The sequence below is a fragment of the Acidobacteriota bacterium genome (assembly GCA_039028635.1).
Taxonomy (GTDB): Bacteria; Acidobacteriota; Thermoanaerobaculia; order Multivoradales; family JBCCEF01; genus JBCCEF01.
This window is the reverse complement of record JBCCHV010000017.1, coordinates 1-14,826: the sequence shown is the minus strand read 5'-3', so window position 1 is coordinate 14,826 and position 14,826 is coordinate 1. Positions and strand designations below refer to the sequence as shown.

General features: G+C 65.3%; 14 protein-coding genes. 5 read left to right on the top strand and 9 right to left on the bottom strand.

Annotation, left to right across the window (positions count from 1 at the left end):
• Positions 1-38: 38 nt before the first annotated feature.
• Positions 39-1,724: an energy-dependent translational throttle protein EttA gene (gene ettA / locus AAF604_09305; protein MEM7049846.1), complete on the top strand. Its 1,686-nt coding sequence runs from the start codon at positions 39-41 to the stop codon at positions 1,722-1,724.
• 79 nt (positions 1,725-1,803) lie between these two features.
• Here the strand turns inward: ettA and AAF604_09300 are convergent, their stop codons facing one another.
• Positions 1,804-2,211, bottom strand: a complete 408-nt coding sequence (locus AAF604_09300; GenBank protein MEM7049845.1) for a hypothetical protein — start codon at positions 2,209-2,211, stop codon at positions 1,804-1,806.
• Positions 2,212-2,572: 361 nt separating this feature from the next.
• Between AAF604_09300 and AAF604_09295 the strand changes: the two genes are divergently transcribed.
• The 4 genes from AAF604_09295 to AAF604_09280 all read left to right on the top strand — a co-directional run bounded on the left by AAF604_09295 (position 2,573) and on the right by AAF604_09280 (position 6,691).
• Positions 2,573-3,238 carry a hypothetical protein gene (locus AAF604_09295; protein MEM7049844.1) on the top strand — a complete coding sequence of 222 codons (666 nt, stop codon included), beginning with the start codon at positions 2,573-2,575 and terminating at the stop codon, positions 3,236-3,238.
• Positions 3,239-3,474: 236 nt separating this feature from the next.
• On the top strand, positions 3,475-5,346 hold the full coding sequence (locus AAF604_09290; protein MEM7049843.1) for a CRTAC1 family protein: 1,872 nt from the start codon (positions 3,475-3,477) through the stop codon (positions 5,344-5,346).
• Between the two features lie 39 nt (positions 5,347-5,385).
• Complete coding sequence (locus tag AAF604_09285; protein MEM7049842.1) at positions 5,386-6,072, top strand: DUF3179 domain-containing (seleno)protein; 687 nt, start codon at positions 5,386-5,388, stop codon at positions 6,070-6,072.
• Positions 6,062-6,691 carry a TlpA disulfide reductase family protein gene (locus AAF604_09280; GenBank protein MEM7049841.1) on the top strand — a complete coding sequence of 210 codons (630 nt, stop codon included), beginning with the start codon at positions 6,062-6,064 and terminating at the stop codon, positions 6,689-6,691. Before AAF604_09285 ends, AAF604_09280 begins: the two co-directional genes overlap by 11 nt.
• Positions 6,692-7,160: 469 nt before the next feature.
• Here AAF604_09280 and AAF604_09275 read toward each other — a convergent pair whose 3' ends face one another.
• From AAF604_09275 to AAF604_09240, 8 genes are all read right to left on the bottom strand, one after another.
• Positions 7,161-8,234 carry a hypothetical protein gene (locus AAF604_09275; GenBank protein MEM7049840.1) on the bottom strand — a complete coding sequence of 358 codons (1,074 nt, stop codon included), beginning with the start codon at positions 8,232-8,234 and terminating at the stop codon, positions 7,161-7,163.
• Complete coding sequence (locus tag AAF604_09270) at positions 8,234-8,650, bottom strand: helix-turn-helix transcriptional regulator (GenBank protein MEM7049839.1); 417 nt, start codon at positions 8,648-8,650, stop codon at positions 8,234-8,236. The genes AAF604_09275 and AAF604_09270 overlap by 1 nt, the downstream gene beginning before the upstream one ends.
• 309 nt (positions 8,651-8,959) lie before the next feature.
• Positions 8,960-9,403: a hypothetical protein gene (locus AAF604_09265; protein MEM7049838.1), complete on the bottom strand. Its 444-nt coding sequence runs from the start codon at positions 9,401-9,403 to the stop codon at positions 8,960-8,962.
• Positions 9,404-9,427: 24 nt separating this feature from the next.
• On the bottom strand, positions 9,428-9,913 hold the full coding sequence (locus AAF604_09260) for a hypothetical protein (protein MEM7049837.1): 486 nt from the start codon (positions 9,911-9,913) through the stop codon (positions 9,428-9,430).
• A 90-nt stretch (positions 9,914-10,003) separates the two neighbouring features.
• Positions 10,004-10,486 (bottom strand): hypothetical protein, encoded by a 483-nt coding sequence (locus AAF604_09255; protein ID MEM7049836.1) that lies wholly within the window; start codon positions 10,484-10,486, stop codon positions 10,004-10,006.
• A 364-nt stretch (positions 10,487-10,850) separates the two neighbouring features.
• Positions 10,851-11,378, bottom strand: coding sequence for a hypothetical protein (locus AAF604_09250; protein MEM7049835.1), 528 nt, complete (start codon positions 11,376-11,378; stop codon positions 10,851-10,853).
• 25 nt (positions 11,379-11,403) lie between these two features.
• Complete coding sequence (locus AAF604_09245; protein ID MEM7049834.1) at positions 11,404-12,423, bottom strand: pentapeptide repeat-containing protein; 1,020 nt, start codon at positions 12,421-12,423, stop codon at positions 11,404-11,406.
• 350 nt (positions 12,424-12,773) lie between these two features.
• Entirely contained in the window at positions 12,774-13,835 is a 1,062-nt protein-coding gene (locus AAF604_09240) for a hypothetical protein (protein ID MEM7049833.1), read from the bottom strand.
• Between the last annotated feature and the right edge of the window lie 991 nt (positions 13,836-14,826).

Sequence of the window (14,826 nt, the reverse complement as noted above, 5' to 3'; positions counted from 1 at the left end):
GCGGCCATGGGGGTCGGCCGAGGACGAGGAGCAACGCCATGGCGCCGCCATTCATCTACACCATGAAGGACCTGCGGAAGGTGACCCCGCAGGGCAAAGAGATCCTCAAGGGCATCTGGCTGTCCTTCTACCACGGCGCCAAGATCGGCGTGCTGGGCGCCAACGGCGCCGGCAAGTCGACGCTGCTGCGCATCATGGCCGGCGTCGACAGCGACTTCGCCGGCGAGGCCTTTCTCGCCGATGGCCGGACGGTGGGTTTTCTGCCCCAGGAGCCGGAGCTGCCCGCTGGGGCGACGGTGGGTGAGTGCGTCGACGCTGCGGTGGCCGAAACCCGCGCCCTGCTGACCCGCTTCGACGAGCTCTCGATGCGTCTCGGGGAGGAGCTTTCGGACGACGAGATGGCCCAGGTGCTCGAGCAGCAGGGCAAGCTCCAGGACGCCATCGAGGCTGCCGGCGCCTGGGAGCTCGACAGTCGGCTGGAGCTTGCCATGGAGGCCCTGCGCCTGCCGCCGGCGGACGCCATTGTCGACGTCCTGTCCGGTGGCGAACGGCGGCGCGTGGCCCTCTGCCAGGTGCTCCTGCGCCAGCCCGATCTGTTGCTTCTCGACGAGCCCACCAACCATCTCGACGCCGAGTCCGTGGCTTGGCTCGAACGCCACCTTCAGGACTATCAGGGCACCGTGGTGGCGGTGACCCACGACCGCTACTTCCTCGACAACGTCGCCGGCTGGATTCTCGAGCTCGACCGCGGATCCGGCATCCCATGGGAGGGCAACTACTCGTCCTGGCTAGAGCAGAAGGAAGCGCGCCTCGGCAAGGAGGAGAAGGAAGCCTCGGCGCGGCGGCGCACGCTGCAGCGTGAGCTCGAATGGCTCCAGATGACGCCGCGCGGACGACAGGCCAAGAGCAAGGCGCGCATCTCGCAGTACGAGAGCCTGCTCGCCGAAGACCAGGCATCGGAGGCGCGTGCCCGACGCGCCGAGATCTTCATCCCACCGGGACCTCGGATGGGGGATGTGGTGGTCGAAGCGGAGGGTGTCAGCAAGGGCTATGGCGACCGGCTGTTGATGGAAGACGTCGACTTCCTGCTGCCGCCCGGCGGCATCGTCGGCGTCATCGGTCCCAACGGGGCCGGCAAGACCACCCTCTTTCGCATGATCGTGGGCCGGGAGGAGCCCGATGCTGGCACCTTGAAGACCGGCGAGACGGTGGTTACCGCCTACGTCGACCAGGGCCGCGAGGGCCTCGAAGGGGAGCGCAGCGTCTGGGAAGAGATCTCCGACGGCGGCCGCGACACGATCCAGCTCGGTCGTCGCGAAGTCAGCTCACGGGCCTACGCGTCGTCCTTCGGTTTCCGTGGTGCCGACCAGCAGAAGCAGGTGGGCAAGCTCTCCGGCGGTGAGCGCAACCGGCTGCATCTCGCCAAGCTGCTCAAGAGTGGCGGCAACCTGCTGCTCCTCGACGAGCCCACCAACGACCTCGACGTCGACACGCTGCGGGCCCTCGAAGAGGCGCTCCTCGCCTTCGGTGGCAGTGTCGTGGTGATCAGCCACGATCGCTGGTTCCTCGACCGCATCGCCACCCACATCTTGGCCTTCGAGGGGGACAGCCGAGTGGTGTGGTTCCAGGGCAACTATCAGGACTACGAGGCCGATCGGCGCAAGCGCCTGGGCGCTGATGCCGACCAGCCGCGGCGCATCAAGTACCGGCCGCTGGTGCGCTAGGGCGAAGGCCCGGGCCGATTTTCGCGGCCCGGGGTTTTGTGGCAGGTAGCTCGCCCCTTCAGGCCGCTGCCCCGCCGGCTCAGGCGGCGCGGCGGTTGAGGAAGGCCACCACCAAGCCGAGCAGCAGGATCAAGATGGCGTCGAACACGATCTGCTTCACCACCACCATGCCGGGCATCGGCTGGACGGCGTAATAGATCATGTAGGTCGGCACCACCGTCATGCAGGCGATGGCGGCGCCGTAGCGCAAGCCCTGACCCGGCCAGTCGCCGGGCTGCACGCCACGCTGGTAGATCCAGGTGAAGGCCGCCGCCATGATGACGTGGGCGATCAGCATCCAGATCGAGTACTGCTGCGAGTCCTCCGGCGAGCGGAACATCGAGCCGAGCTCGCCATAGTCGCTCATCAGCAGAGCACCGTGTACCAGCCAGCTTCCCAGCATCCAGAGGACGAACAGGACGACGCAAGAGATCAGAAATTTCTTCATGGCTCCTCCCAGGAGAATCGTGCGCTGCGAGGCTCGCAGCATGGCTCGGGACCACCGGCCCCCGGTGATCGAATCAGCCTCCAGCGCAAATTTCGGATGAGACCTTCCTTCAATATATCGAGGCGGTAACCAGGCGGTCAAGGAGCCCCGAGGAGCAGACGGATATCGCGGGCCCCTTCCGACCTGCTCCTGGGGAGACTCCCGCTGGCTACTGCGACATGTGTTCGAAAACTCGGTCATCGAATGGCGACGATCGCGCGTCCGAGCTGTTCACGACATCGTCTTCAATGCCGTGGCCATCGCCACAGGGATGCCACAAGTTCAGCGGATTCAGGCCGCAGCCTAAAGCCAGGCTCGCGCCATGCGGCTCTCAGAGAACTCCAGGTTCTATGTCGACCTCGTAGCTTTCGTCGGGTTGTTGGCTGTCTTCTCGTGGCTGGCGTTGTTCGGTCGCTTGACCCTCTACTGCGATTGGGGAGTGCCGGTTCTGGGCCTTGGCGCTCTCGGGCCCGGACTCGTGCTGGCCGCCTTTGCGGCCTATCGGCGCTCCTGGCCAGCCGCTGCGATCGCCCTCGGATTCCTCGCCGGCGGTGCCGCCGTCTGCCTGAGCTTCTGGACCCTGGGAGAGATGCTCTATCGCCTCCTCAGCCTCCTGGTGCTGGCGCCGGCTCTGCCCTTCGCAGCGGCTTGGGCTGTCCGTCCGTCGAGCGCCAACCGGCGCCGCGCTCTGCGAGTTGCCGTCTTGCTGGTGCTGCTTCTCGTGCCTCATCAGCTCTGGCTCGGCACGCGTTGGTTCCTGCTGCACCGAGAAGCCGTGCGCATCATCGACCATGCCGAGAGCATGCGCGCCTTCACCGGCGAGTACCCGGCCGACCTCGACGCCTTCGACTGGAACCATCCCCGCTATGCCGAACGGGTCGCCTACGGTCCGGGTGGGGACTGCGCCAGGGTCACCTATTGGCTGGTGTGGCCGGGCATTTCCCACTGGTACTCCCAGGCCGGAGGTCACGGCTACTACGCCGACTGATCGGATGTGGTGACCGCGGGCGCGTCCCGACAAATGGCTGAGCTGAAAGCTGCGGGGAGGAAGAATTCACCTCTTCCTCGGCCTCCCGGAAAGTCCGCGCGGAGCGCATCCGATGACCCGGGCGAGACTGCTTTCAGGTGCTAAAGTAGATATGTCTATGGCGGCCGAAGAAGCTTTCGGCCGCCAGTTTTTTCAAGACCGTTCATCGACTCGATCGGATCCCTTTGAAGACCAATATGACCCATACTGCTATCTCCCGTCCGAGGTGCGCCTCGGCGGACCCCGCCGCCGCCGCTGGACGTGTGCTCGCGAAGCCGTCGGCGGTGACCTGGCTGCGCCTCGGTTGGGCGTCGGCGGCGCTGTGCGCCCTGACCGCCTGTGCTCCGGCGCCAGCTCCCGAACCGGAGCCCGAAGCGGCGCCCGCCGGCACTATCCGATTCGCCGAAATCGCGGCCGATGCGGGCCTCGAGTTCCGCCATTTCGACGCCGTACGAGCCGCCCTGCTGCCCGAGGACAACGGTTCCGGCTTGGCCTTCGGCGATTACGACAACGATGGCTTCGACGACCTCTACCTGGTCAACTTCGCGGGCCCGGCTCTCGCCGAGCGCTCTGCCCTCGAGGCGGAGCGCCAGGGCGGGCGCCTGTTCCGCAACCTGGGCGACGGCACCTTCCGTGACGTCACCGAGGCCAGCGGCACCGGCCACGTCGGCTGGGACAACGGTGTGCTTTGGCTCGACTTCGATGGCGATGGTTGGCTCGATCTACTGATCACCGGCATCGACAAGATCGTGCTGTTGCGCAACCGCGGCGACGGCACCTTCGAAGACCGCAGTCGCGCCGCCGGCCTCGGGGTCATCCCGTGTGAGGCGATGGGCGCCGCCGCCGCCGACTACGATCGCGACGGCGACCTCGATATCTACATTCCCTGTTATGTCGACTTTCCCTGGGAGCGGGCCCGCAACCGGCCGCTGGTGGGCGGTCGTCCGGGCACCATGACGACGCCGGCCAACTATCCGCCGCAACCCAACCTGCTGTTGCGCAACGAAGGCGACGGTCGCTTCGAGCAGGTCGCCGCCGAGGCCGGCGTCGACGATCCCCAGGGACGTGGTCTGCAGGCCGCCTTCGCCGATCTCGACGACGACGGCTGGCCGGACCTCTACGTGGCTAACGATCAGAGCTTCGACCGTCTGTTTCGCAATCAGGGCGGCACCTTCGTGGACGTCACCGAGAACGCCGGCACGCGCGATCCTCGCGCCGGCATGGGCATCGGCCTGTCGGACTACGACGGCGATGGCCGGCCGGACCTCTTCTTGACCCACTGGGTGGGCGAGGAGAACGCCCTCTATCGCAATGCCAGCGACGGCAGCGAGCTGCTCTTCGAGGACCTGACCTTCGAAGAGGGGTTGGGACCGATCACCCGCGACCTGGTGGGTTGGGGGACCGGCTTCCGCGATTTCGATCTCGACGGCGATGCCGACCTCTTCCTGGTCAACGGCTCGACGGTGGAGGACGAATGGACTCTCGAGGTCCTGACCGAGCCCAAGATGATCCCCCAGCGACAGATGGTCTACGCCCGCGAGGCGGAGGGATTCCGGGAGGTGTCGGAGAGCGCCGGCGAGATCTTCGAAGAGCTCTTCGTCGGCCGCGGCATGTCCTTCGCCGATATCGACCGCGATGGTCTGGTGGACCTCGCTGTGCTGGTCCACAACGGTGAGCCGCTGCTGTTGCACAACCGTTCGGAGCGACTCGGCAACTGGCTGGCGGTGCAGCTCGTCGGCACCGGCTCGAACCGCTGGGCGGTAGGGGCCAAAGTGGTGGTGCGGGCGACAACGGCGGACGGCCAGGAGCAGGTTCACACGGCTTGGCGGATGGTCGGCGAGAGCTATCTCGGCACCCATTCGACGACCCTCCACTTCGGCCTCGGCGAGGTCGCCGCGGCGGATGTCGAGATCATCTGGCCGGACGGCTCCGTCGCCCGCTTCGAATCGGTGCCCCTGGACCGCAGTTTGATTTTCGATCAGGCCTCTGAGAGCTGGCGTGAAGTGCCGGCCGAACCCGTCGCCCCGCAGCCCTGGGGTGAGAGCTTCTTCAACCAAACCGGAGATTGACCGTTGAGATATGCAACCTCGCGTGGATCCATCCTCGGAGTGACCCTGGTCGCCCTCTCGGCGCTGGCCTGCTCGTCGGGCGAGCCCGAGCCCGCGGTCCAGGCCAGCGAGCCCCACGGCTCCGCCGCCAAGACCGTCACCGGCGGCAAGCCCTTCCATGGCTTGCTCGAATACCGCGCCAAGGACGCCAAGCTGGCGCTCGTCCGACCGATTTTGGTCGCCGCTGACGAAGCCCCCCTCGCCGGCGGCGTCAGCGTCGTCGGAGTGAGTGCCCAGGGCGAGTCCCGGGCCTATCCGCTCTACATCCTGAAGAACCATCAGATCGTCAATGATCGTGTCGGAGGACAGCCCATCGCGGCTTCTTGGTGACCATCCGAGCAATCGGTCGTGGTCCACGACCGCCGTGTAGGAGACAAAGAGCTGACCTTGGGGGTTTCCGGCAAGCTGATCGACGGCAACCTCATGATGTACGACACCGACACCGATTCCCTGTGGCATCAGGCCTCCGGTGAGTCGAGAGAAGGGGCTTTCACCGGCGAGCAGCTCGCCGAGCTGCCGGATGATGCCTGGGCGATCCACCGCTGGAGCGACTGGCTCGAGGATCACCCTGAAACGCTGGTGCTGACCTGTGCCCACTGCGAAGGCCGCGGTGAAGCCACCGGCACCATCGACGAGCTGCACCGCGAGAAGGAAGAACGCGAGAATGCCGGAGCCGATGGCGACTGAGCGACCGTTTCGACGGCGGCTCGATTGGGGCCGGCGCGGCTTACCGCTTGTGCTTTGCCTGGTGCTGGCGGCCTGCGGGCCGTCGGCGCCGGTCGATTCCGGTCCGCTGGCGATCGATGTCGCCCGCACCATGCCGGGGCCCGACTTCGAGCTCCTCGGGCTCGACGGTGAGCGTCACCGCCTGTCGGCCTTCCGGGGACAGGTTCTGCTGATCAACTTCTGGGCCACTTGGTGCGCCTCCTGCCGCGAGGAGCTGCCGGTGCTCGAGCAACTGCATCGTGACCTCGCCTCCGAAGGCGTCGCCATCGTCGGAATCGCGACCGATAAGGAGGGGCGCTCGAAGGTGCAGCCCTATGCCGAGGAGCTCGGCCTGACCTTCCCGACGTTGCTCGATCCTGGCGAGGTCAGCACCGCCGTGTTTGGCGGTCTGACCGGCTATCCCAGCACCTTCATTCTCGATCGCGAGGGCCTGATCTACTCCTCCTACCTGGGGGCGCAGAAGGAAGAGACCTTCGCCGAAGATCTGAACTATCTCCTCGCGGCGGAGCCGAGCGCCGGCGCAGCTTTGCCGGAAGGGGCCTTGTCGGAGCCGTCTTCCGAGGAGGAAGGCGATGACTAGAAGAGATCGATTGGAAGCCATAGGCTTCCTTCGCAGCTCTCGACATGGGAGTATGTATGCATTGCCCGGTCGTGAGGCCGGGGGGAATGCGGTCATCGGAATCGATTTTGGCTTGCCGGATGATGAGTTGCCGGCACGGCTTCGGCGCAGAACGGAGAACCCATGTGGGATCTAATTCTCGAGCTTCTAGGGTTGGGAGATCGGACTTCGGATAGAGACGACGAAGGCGATGTCAATCCCGGAGCGGACCCGGACGGCTAAGGGCCGTTTGCTCCTCTAGAAGGCTCATAGAGATCGCTGTGACGTGAGACGGCCGGCCGCGGCCGTCGATGTCCGCCTGTCGGGATACGCGGCTCCCGAAGTGCCGCTGTCGGCGATCTGAGGTCGCCGCCGAACCGACCCAGTCCTTCTTCGCAGGCTGCCGCCGCGAAGAAACTCCCTCCGAAGTATTGAAAAGGCCCTGCGCGTGCTAGAGGCTCTGCGCCCGGCGCCGCGCGGTCGCGAACAGCGCGAGCAGCTCGCTCGCCGCCTTGTGGCGCTCCAGGCCCTGGCGCAGCAGGAGGATGGCTGCCAGTGCCTCTTGCTGGCAACCCGCCGCTTCGAGGGTCGCGTGGGCCGTGGCGACCGACTGCTCCGCTTCGTCGGAGCTTCCCAGCAGATAAAGCAGCTCGCCGCGGTCGAGCTCCATGCGCCCGGCAAAGTGCACCAGCCCGAGCTCGAGACTCCGGGAACGTAGGAACCCGAAGACGTCGGCCGCCTGCTCGAGGTGTCCTCGGCCGGCGAGGATGCGGCCGAACAGCCAGTCTCGCAGCACCAGGAGCTTGGGGTCGTCGAGCTCGTAGTACCAGTGCTCGAGGGCCGCCAGGATGCGCGCTGCCTGACCGAAGTGCCCGCGCTCTACCTCGCAGTAGGCCAGGTTGTGGTGAGCGACCAGGAAGAGCCGCAGATCTTCGACCGGGTGAAGGCGAGTGCTCGCCCGACCCAGGGTATCGGCGGCACTGCGAAACTCCTCGAGATGGACCAGGGCGAGGCCGAGCTTGACCTCGAGCACCGACTGGAACGAATCGGAAGCCAGCCCGCGGACCTCCTTCAGACCATCCCGCAGCAGGTCCGCCGCCTCGCGGTGCTCTTCCATTTCGAAATGCAGCGACGCTCGCAGGGACCACACCTGGGCCAGGTCGAGGGGGTCGGCGATCTCATCCTCGAGCTCCGCCGCGTAGTGGAAGGCCGAGAGGGCGGCCCGGAGCTGGCCCTTGAAGCGCAGGGCGTTGCCCAGACGGGCCCAGGCCAGCGGTAGCAGCTCGCGGCAGCACAGGCGGTCCTCGCTGCTGGCGGCGGCGACGGCGGCCTGCCCCCAACCGATGGGGTCCACCGCGCCGGGGCCGGTCCGGCTCATGGCGAGCTGAATGAAGGCGCGGGTCCGGCAGCGGGGATCGCGCCGTGCGGCCTCGACCCGCGCTTCTCCGGAAAGGCCGGAAAGCTCGACCTCGGCTTGCCGGGCCTCGAGCTCCTCGGAATCGAAGTCGGGCAGCATGCTCTCCATCAGGTGCCGTCCTTTCTGCCCTCGGCCGGGGCCTCGGTCGAAAGCGATGGCCCTTCCTCGTGCATCGTCTCGAGCCGTCGCATCACCTTGGCGACGATGGCGTCGACCTCTGGGTCGTCGTCCGGCTTGACCTCGAAATTTCCCAGTCCTGAATCGCTCATCTCCACAGCCCTCTTCAACGCTTCCCGCGTCGCGGGGCGCCGTCCGGTCATTCCCATCATCAATCCAAGGTCGACGAGGTCGACATCCAGCACCTCGAGAATCTCCTCGAGAGTCTCCAGCGAAGGCGATTCACCGCCCTCACAGTCCTCGATCGACCGCAGACTGCAGCTGGTGCGCTCTGCGAGCTCCTGCTGTGTCAGATTCGCTTCGGAACGAAGCCTGGCAAGTGTAGACCCCATTTTGCCCATGTACATCCTTGATCAATAGTACTCCTCGGCCGTCATTCTGTCTAATGCTGCTGCAGCAAGACGGGCGAAGTGCGCGGAGCAGGTCGCGAATCGCTGGCTCGAGTCGCTGGGTTCGGCGTCAGCGGACGGTGACGCTGGCAGGTTTTTCTAGGGCGGAGAGGGCAGAGCCGCGTTTTGGCTCGGCTCGAGGGAAGCCTCTAAAGGGGGATCGGTTCACGCCCGAGGCGATCTACCGAGGGTGAGCGGGCGACTTGGGGAGGGAAGAGGCGCCCAGACTCGCGAGCGAATCGCTGCCGCGATTCGCCGAGGTGCGCTTCAGCGATTCGCCAGCTTCGCGCCCACCAACTGGATGTCGATGAGGCCGCGACCAGCCCGACGGGCGGCGTCCGCGGGAAGCTTGACCGCGCCGTCCTTGCCGAGCTCGAGTCGCTCGACGAACTGGCTGGCGCGGGCCTTCTCGCTCATCAGGTGGTCCATCCAAAAGACATCGACGCTCGCGGACTCGCCGCGCAGCCCGATATGCGACGCCTTCAGGCCCAAGATCGGACCGCCGCGGGTGAACCGAATGGTGCCGTATTCCCCCTCTCGGACCAGGATCTCGGTGTGCGGAAGGTCCGGGCCGGTGACCGCGATCACGATGGCGTCGATCTCCCCGGTGTCCTTGTCGAGGTACCACAGGCGTGCCTGCTCATTCGCGAAGGCCGGGCCGAGGGTGACCACCGCGAGGATTCCGATTACCAGAGGAGAGAAAATTTTCATCTTGAATTGGCCTCGTCGGTGGTCCTAGTTGCGGATGCAGCACGATCCGCAGGACGTGCTAACGCAGTGACCACAGCTAGTTACGCCGTCACAGGTCACGCAGCATCGAATGGGACGAAGAGTTGCCTCGAGAGACAACTTGGTGAGCTTAGCATACTCGACTTCCAGGCGGAGACCGGCTCCGACCATGGCGAGCGAGCGGTTCTTGCCGAGGGTTCCGGTGGTCACCGGGTGGCGATGAGGGATGCCGGCGACTTCCTGCACTGCCTCGACGGCGAGATGGATTCCCTTGGAGCCGGGAGCGACGGTCGGGGTCAGCACCAAGTAGCGGGACTCGTCGGCGATCAAGCCGACGGTCGCCTGCTCGCCCAGGGGGACCTCGATCTCTGAGATCTCGCCAGCGACCTCGACTCGAAGGGTGACCAGCGACGTGAGGGAGTTCGAGCTCATGGCTGCTACCGGGCTCGCCAGTGCGATGAGTCCAAGGGCGAGAACGGCTAGTGCTTTCATGGGCTGATCCATGTCGAAACTTCCTCGTCAGGGAATATATTGGGGAGGTGCTATGAGTTGCGGAATCTGGGACAAGACATTGCGCATTGCCTAGGGTTTCCACGTCTGGCCGGTGGCCGGAATCTCGACCCGGACCCAGGGGTCGCCGTCCCCGAGGTCGACGTAGGCGGAATCGCCGCTGGCGACCCGGACCGTCGACAAGTGAATCGGGGGAGTCTGCGGCTCGGTCGTTTCGAGGCGGGAAAAAGTCAGGCTGACTTCGGGCAGGGCTCCGCTCGCCGGTGGATGCAGCTCAGGGACCACCTCGAGCACCCATCCGCGCTCGTCTTCGATGTGGGTCGGTTGGCCGGGGGTGAGCTGGAGGTCGACGCGAAATCCCTCGGCCGAGAGGACCGCGAGAATCTGCGTCCCGGGGTCGATGGCGGAGACCGCCGCGACCGTGGCCGAGTCGCCGCCGCGTGGAGTGGAGGGGGCGACGCTACGGTCGATGGTGAGGAAGTAGCCGATCAAGAGGACGGCGCCGACCGCCGCGATGAGCACGGCGAGGCGGGGCCCAGCATCCGTCCAGCTCATGAAAGAACCCTTGAGAGGTTCGGTAGCCTCGGCACCGGATTCCGGCCTTCCCGTGGGCACGTCCGTTGAAGCCCCGACCGTGCGCCCGCGCACGACCAGAGATTGCCTGTGCGGCATCGACTGAGTACCGACCATCTCCCTCCCAGCGGATTCCACGCCTCACGGACCAAGCCCGACGCGGCGATGGAGAAATCCCTCGATAATGCGAAGCGAAATTAAAGCTTGCAGGGACTTATGGATTGTAGAGGAACGGGTCCTGGAATTCAATAAACCCCGGGATTTCCCTAGGTTGCGAGGGCTGGAAGGGCGGCGGAGAGGGTGAGGATCGTGACGAAGAAGGGCGCCGTCGTCACCGGCGCCGCCGTCACCCGCTGGCGGTGCTGCGATCGACGTCGACGATCTTGATCTCGATCGGGCCGTCGCCATCGTTGAGGTCGACATAGCCACTGTCGCCGTCTTCGATGAACAGGCTCGACAGCGGGATCATCTGCTGGTTCTCGGTGCCGATCGCCTGGGCGCGAAAGACCTGGATCTCGACCAGCTCGAGGCTGCGGCCGGCGACCATCTTCTGAACCAGCTGCGGGCGTAGACCGATGCTCTCGCCGTCTTCGCCTTCGAGGAACGACAGGGTGCCGGCTTGGAGGGACATGTCGACGGTCCAACCCAGGGAAGGGCTCGACAGCTCGACGTCGATGCCGGCCGCAACGTTCTGTCCCGCCGGCGTGCCCCAGGCGCCGCTGTCGCCGGGACCGTTGGAGGTCGGGAGTCGAGACATGATCGACCAGGCGCCCCAGACGAGAGCGACCGCCAGCACAACGATGGCCACCGTCCGAACGACGTGGAGCTGCGCCTTCGGTGCGTCGAGCGTCGGGGTGGATCGTCCTGGGCTCATAGGGTAGGAGTTTGTCATGTCCTGGTTACCCTACGGTACATTCCGCCGGTAGAACTAGATCCGCAGGAAGTTGCGGTGGCGGATTGGGATAGGCCTTGGCGCTGCAAACCTGATCCGGCTTCAAACCTCGCACATCGCGCAGGTCGGCCCCGGAGAGATCCGCCCTTCGCAGGACGGTGTCGGTCATGTCGGTGCCCACGAAGGTGACCCCTTTCAGAATGGCGTCGGCGAGATTGGCGCTGCCCAGGTTGACGTTGGCGACCGGTCCTTTGGGAAACTTGGCGAAGCGCAGGTCGGCCCCGAAGAAGTTCGACCCGTCGATCGGCGACAGCGAGAGGTCGGCGTTGTAGAGGTCGGCTCCGGTCAGGTTGACGCGCGACAGGTCGACCTCGTCGAGCGGGATTCCTTCGAGAGGGGCATGGACCAAGCGTGCAAGACCCTCCGACATGGTGAGACGGTCCTCGTCGTCGCTTTTCCGTTCGAGGTGCAGAAAGGTGATCACCGCCGCCCGGCGAGCCTCCGTCGGGGCGGTCACCTGGCACGGCGTCTCGAGGTCTCCGGCGCCATGACTGATGGCCTCGCCGGCCGGAGCGCCGGCGGCGTCGGTCGGGCCACACTCCCCGTAGATGATCTCGAGCATTTTCGCCCTCTGCGTCAGGTAGGCGTTCTCACTTTGAAGACGGTACGCCTCGGTCTGGATACTAATTTCCTTTCTGAGAAAAGAGACCTGCCAGGTAAGAAGGGCGACGGTCAGGATGGAGGTCCAGGCAACCACCGTCGGTTGCCACCGGGCTTTTCCCCGGGGTGGCGCCGAGGGCGGCTCCGAAGGGTCGCCAGAAAGCAGCCAATCGAGCCGTTCTGCCGCTGGCTGAACTCGCGCCAGAGCATCATCCAGCGCCGCCACCTGCTGTTGGACCTCGGCGAGATCCGCGTTCAGGGTTCCCAGCGCCCGTTGCGGGGCACCGTCGGAATCTTCGAAGTACGATTCGATCTGCGATCGAAGCGACTCCTCCAGTTCGGAGTCACGCTCATCGGAACCGCTCACTGAACCCTCCCTATTCCCAGAATCACCAATTCGAATCGACTCTGGCGAAAGAACGACCGTAAGAAAGTACGACGATACCGGGTCCGGGAGCCAGCCGTCCACCCGACGAGATCACCGCGGCCGGGAGGTCCATCCCGCGGGGCTACGCCCTCGGGAAAGCCCTGGCCGGGCCCACGGCAACGCCGATGAGAGCCATGCCGCTCAAGGAGTCCTGAGAGCTTGTTGTTTGGATCTCCTCGACGGGCTGACCTGCGGCTGTTGTCGAGCGCCAGGATCCTCGAGAGATGGGGAGGCCTCATCTCTCGAGGTGAATCCCGACGGACTGCGTGCGGGCGGAAGCGCCTTCGGCGCTAGTGCTCGCCGACTTCCGGGCCGGTTTGAAGGAGCGGCCCTCCACCTCCTCCTCCGCCGCCTCGACGGCACTGGGGTGAGAACTCTGACAGAGTGCGGAAGGAAGAGCTCACCCAGCCGCTCGCCGCGCCGCAGCGGTTGGTCGCTCGAACGCGGATGGTGAAGTTGCCCGGAAAGCCGACCCGGCTCGCCGAGAAGCTGTAGAAAGGACCGCCGGTTGTGCCGCGCACGGAGGTGCCGACCACTTCCCATTCATAGCTGCCGGCGCCCGCGATGGCCTGCGTCGAGAAGCTGGCCGTGTAATTGCGGTCGTTCGGGCACAGATCACGGCCAGGTCCCAAAATGCCTCCGGGCGTCGCGAGCTGGCTTCGCAACAGAGTGAGAGTCCTGCGCCGACTGGGGCTCGATCCACAGTTCGGGTAGTTACCTCCGCTGGGATAGTTGGCGCTCGCTTCGACGAAGACCGGAGCGATGACGTTGGGCGGGGGACCGGTCACCGAGACCTGGGTCGCCGCAGTGTTCGCCAGGACCGTGCCGCCACCGTTGATGCTCATGGCGGCCCCGGCGCCCCAGGTGTAGGAGGTCGCATTGGCGAGCGGCGCGATCAAGAAAGTTCGCGTCTCACTGGGGCAGATGTCCGATGGCCCGGAGATGGTCAGCGGAGGCACCGGACCGACGGTGATGTCCATCGAGGTACTGCCCGAGCCGGTGAAATTGCCGCAGTCATCGACATGGACTTCGATGCGCGCCATCCCGTGCTCGTTCCAGGCTCGCGAGACGATCTCATCGGAAGAGTTCGACTGGAACTCCGTCACATTGCCGTTCTCGATGAACCGCCATTCCACGTCGGTGCACGTCCGCTCACCGAGAAAGGTACTGCGGACAAGAAGAGAGTAATTGTGAAAAATCGGGCGGGCGGCAAAGTTGCAGATCTCGCTGCTCGTGCCGTTGAAGCGGATGATGTCCACCTCCACCGCCAAAACGGTTCGAGGTGATGCGAGAACGCTGAGGAGAACCGAGGCGAGCAGGAAGAGCACGGAGTGCGGGCGGCGGAGAATCATGCGTGGCTCCTTGCGATGACGTGTCAGCAATAGATCTAGCGAAAATCAAGACATCCGCATGAGTGTATGGCTGCGGATGTTTAATTGTCCAGGCGAGTTTCGGCCCGATTTCGAGGCTAGGCCCTCATTGGTGAGGTAGGGAAGCCCTCGAGCGAGGTGCCGGGCTGGGTGCCCTGGGCTGGGCTGGTCTGGCGCTGACGGTGGTGCTGCGGTAGGAGCGATAGCGAAATCTCGCAATCGCCGGCCGGCGGTATACTCCGCCCATGAACACCTCAATGCACTTGACGGGCGGGCATATTGACCCGAATGGAGCCCCGGTTCCCGGCGGGCCCACGGTCGACCCCTATGGCTCTGCTGCCGTCTGAGGCATGCCCGCCGACTCTCTGAGCAGGTCCTCATCCGCGGCCACTCTCCTCGCCGTTCTCCTGGCTGTGGTCTATGCCTCTGGGCACTATGACAGTTGGGACGTTGCTATCGCTGTGGTCGCCCTCATGTTCATCCGATCCCATCGGGAGGCCATCGTAGGCGACCGCTTCAGTCGCTTGATGTCCGCCTGGGGCTGCGGAATCGCCCTCTCCATCATTGGGTGCTTCGTCCTTCGTCTAACCCCTTGGGAGCCGATCCTTCGCTGGCCCTACGGTGGCCTCCTTGAGCTTCCGTTCGCGAGCCTCGTCCTGGGCGCCGTGGTCTTGGGCTTTCTTCCGGACTCGCCATCTCCGGACCGGCGCGGTGAAGGTTCAGTCGAGCGCCACGGGGGCGGTGAAAGCTCCTGAAGATGACTCTGCCCTCCTGAGCGGAGGGCAGTACGACCCGAACGACTAGTCCAGGGGGGCGATGTCGAGGGCGAAGGTGGAGTTGCCCCGATTTTGTGGACAGAAACCGTGCCTATGAGAATAGGCCTGGAGGAGTTCACAAAATGGTTGAGAAGCGTCGTCGTTTCAGTGAGGAGTTCAAGCGCGAGGCGGTTCGTCTGGCGTACGAGAGCGGTCGT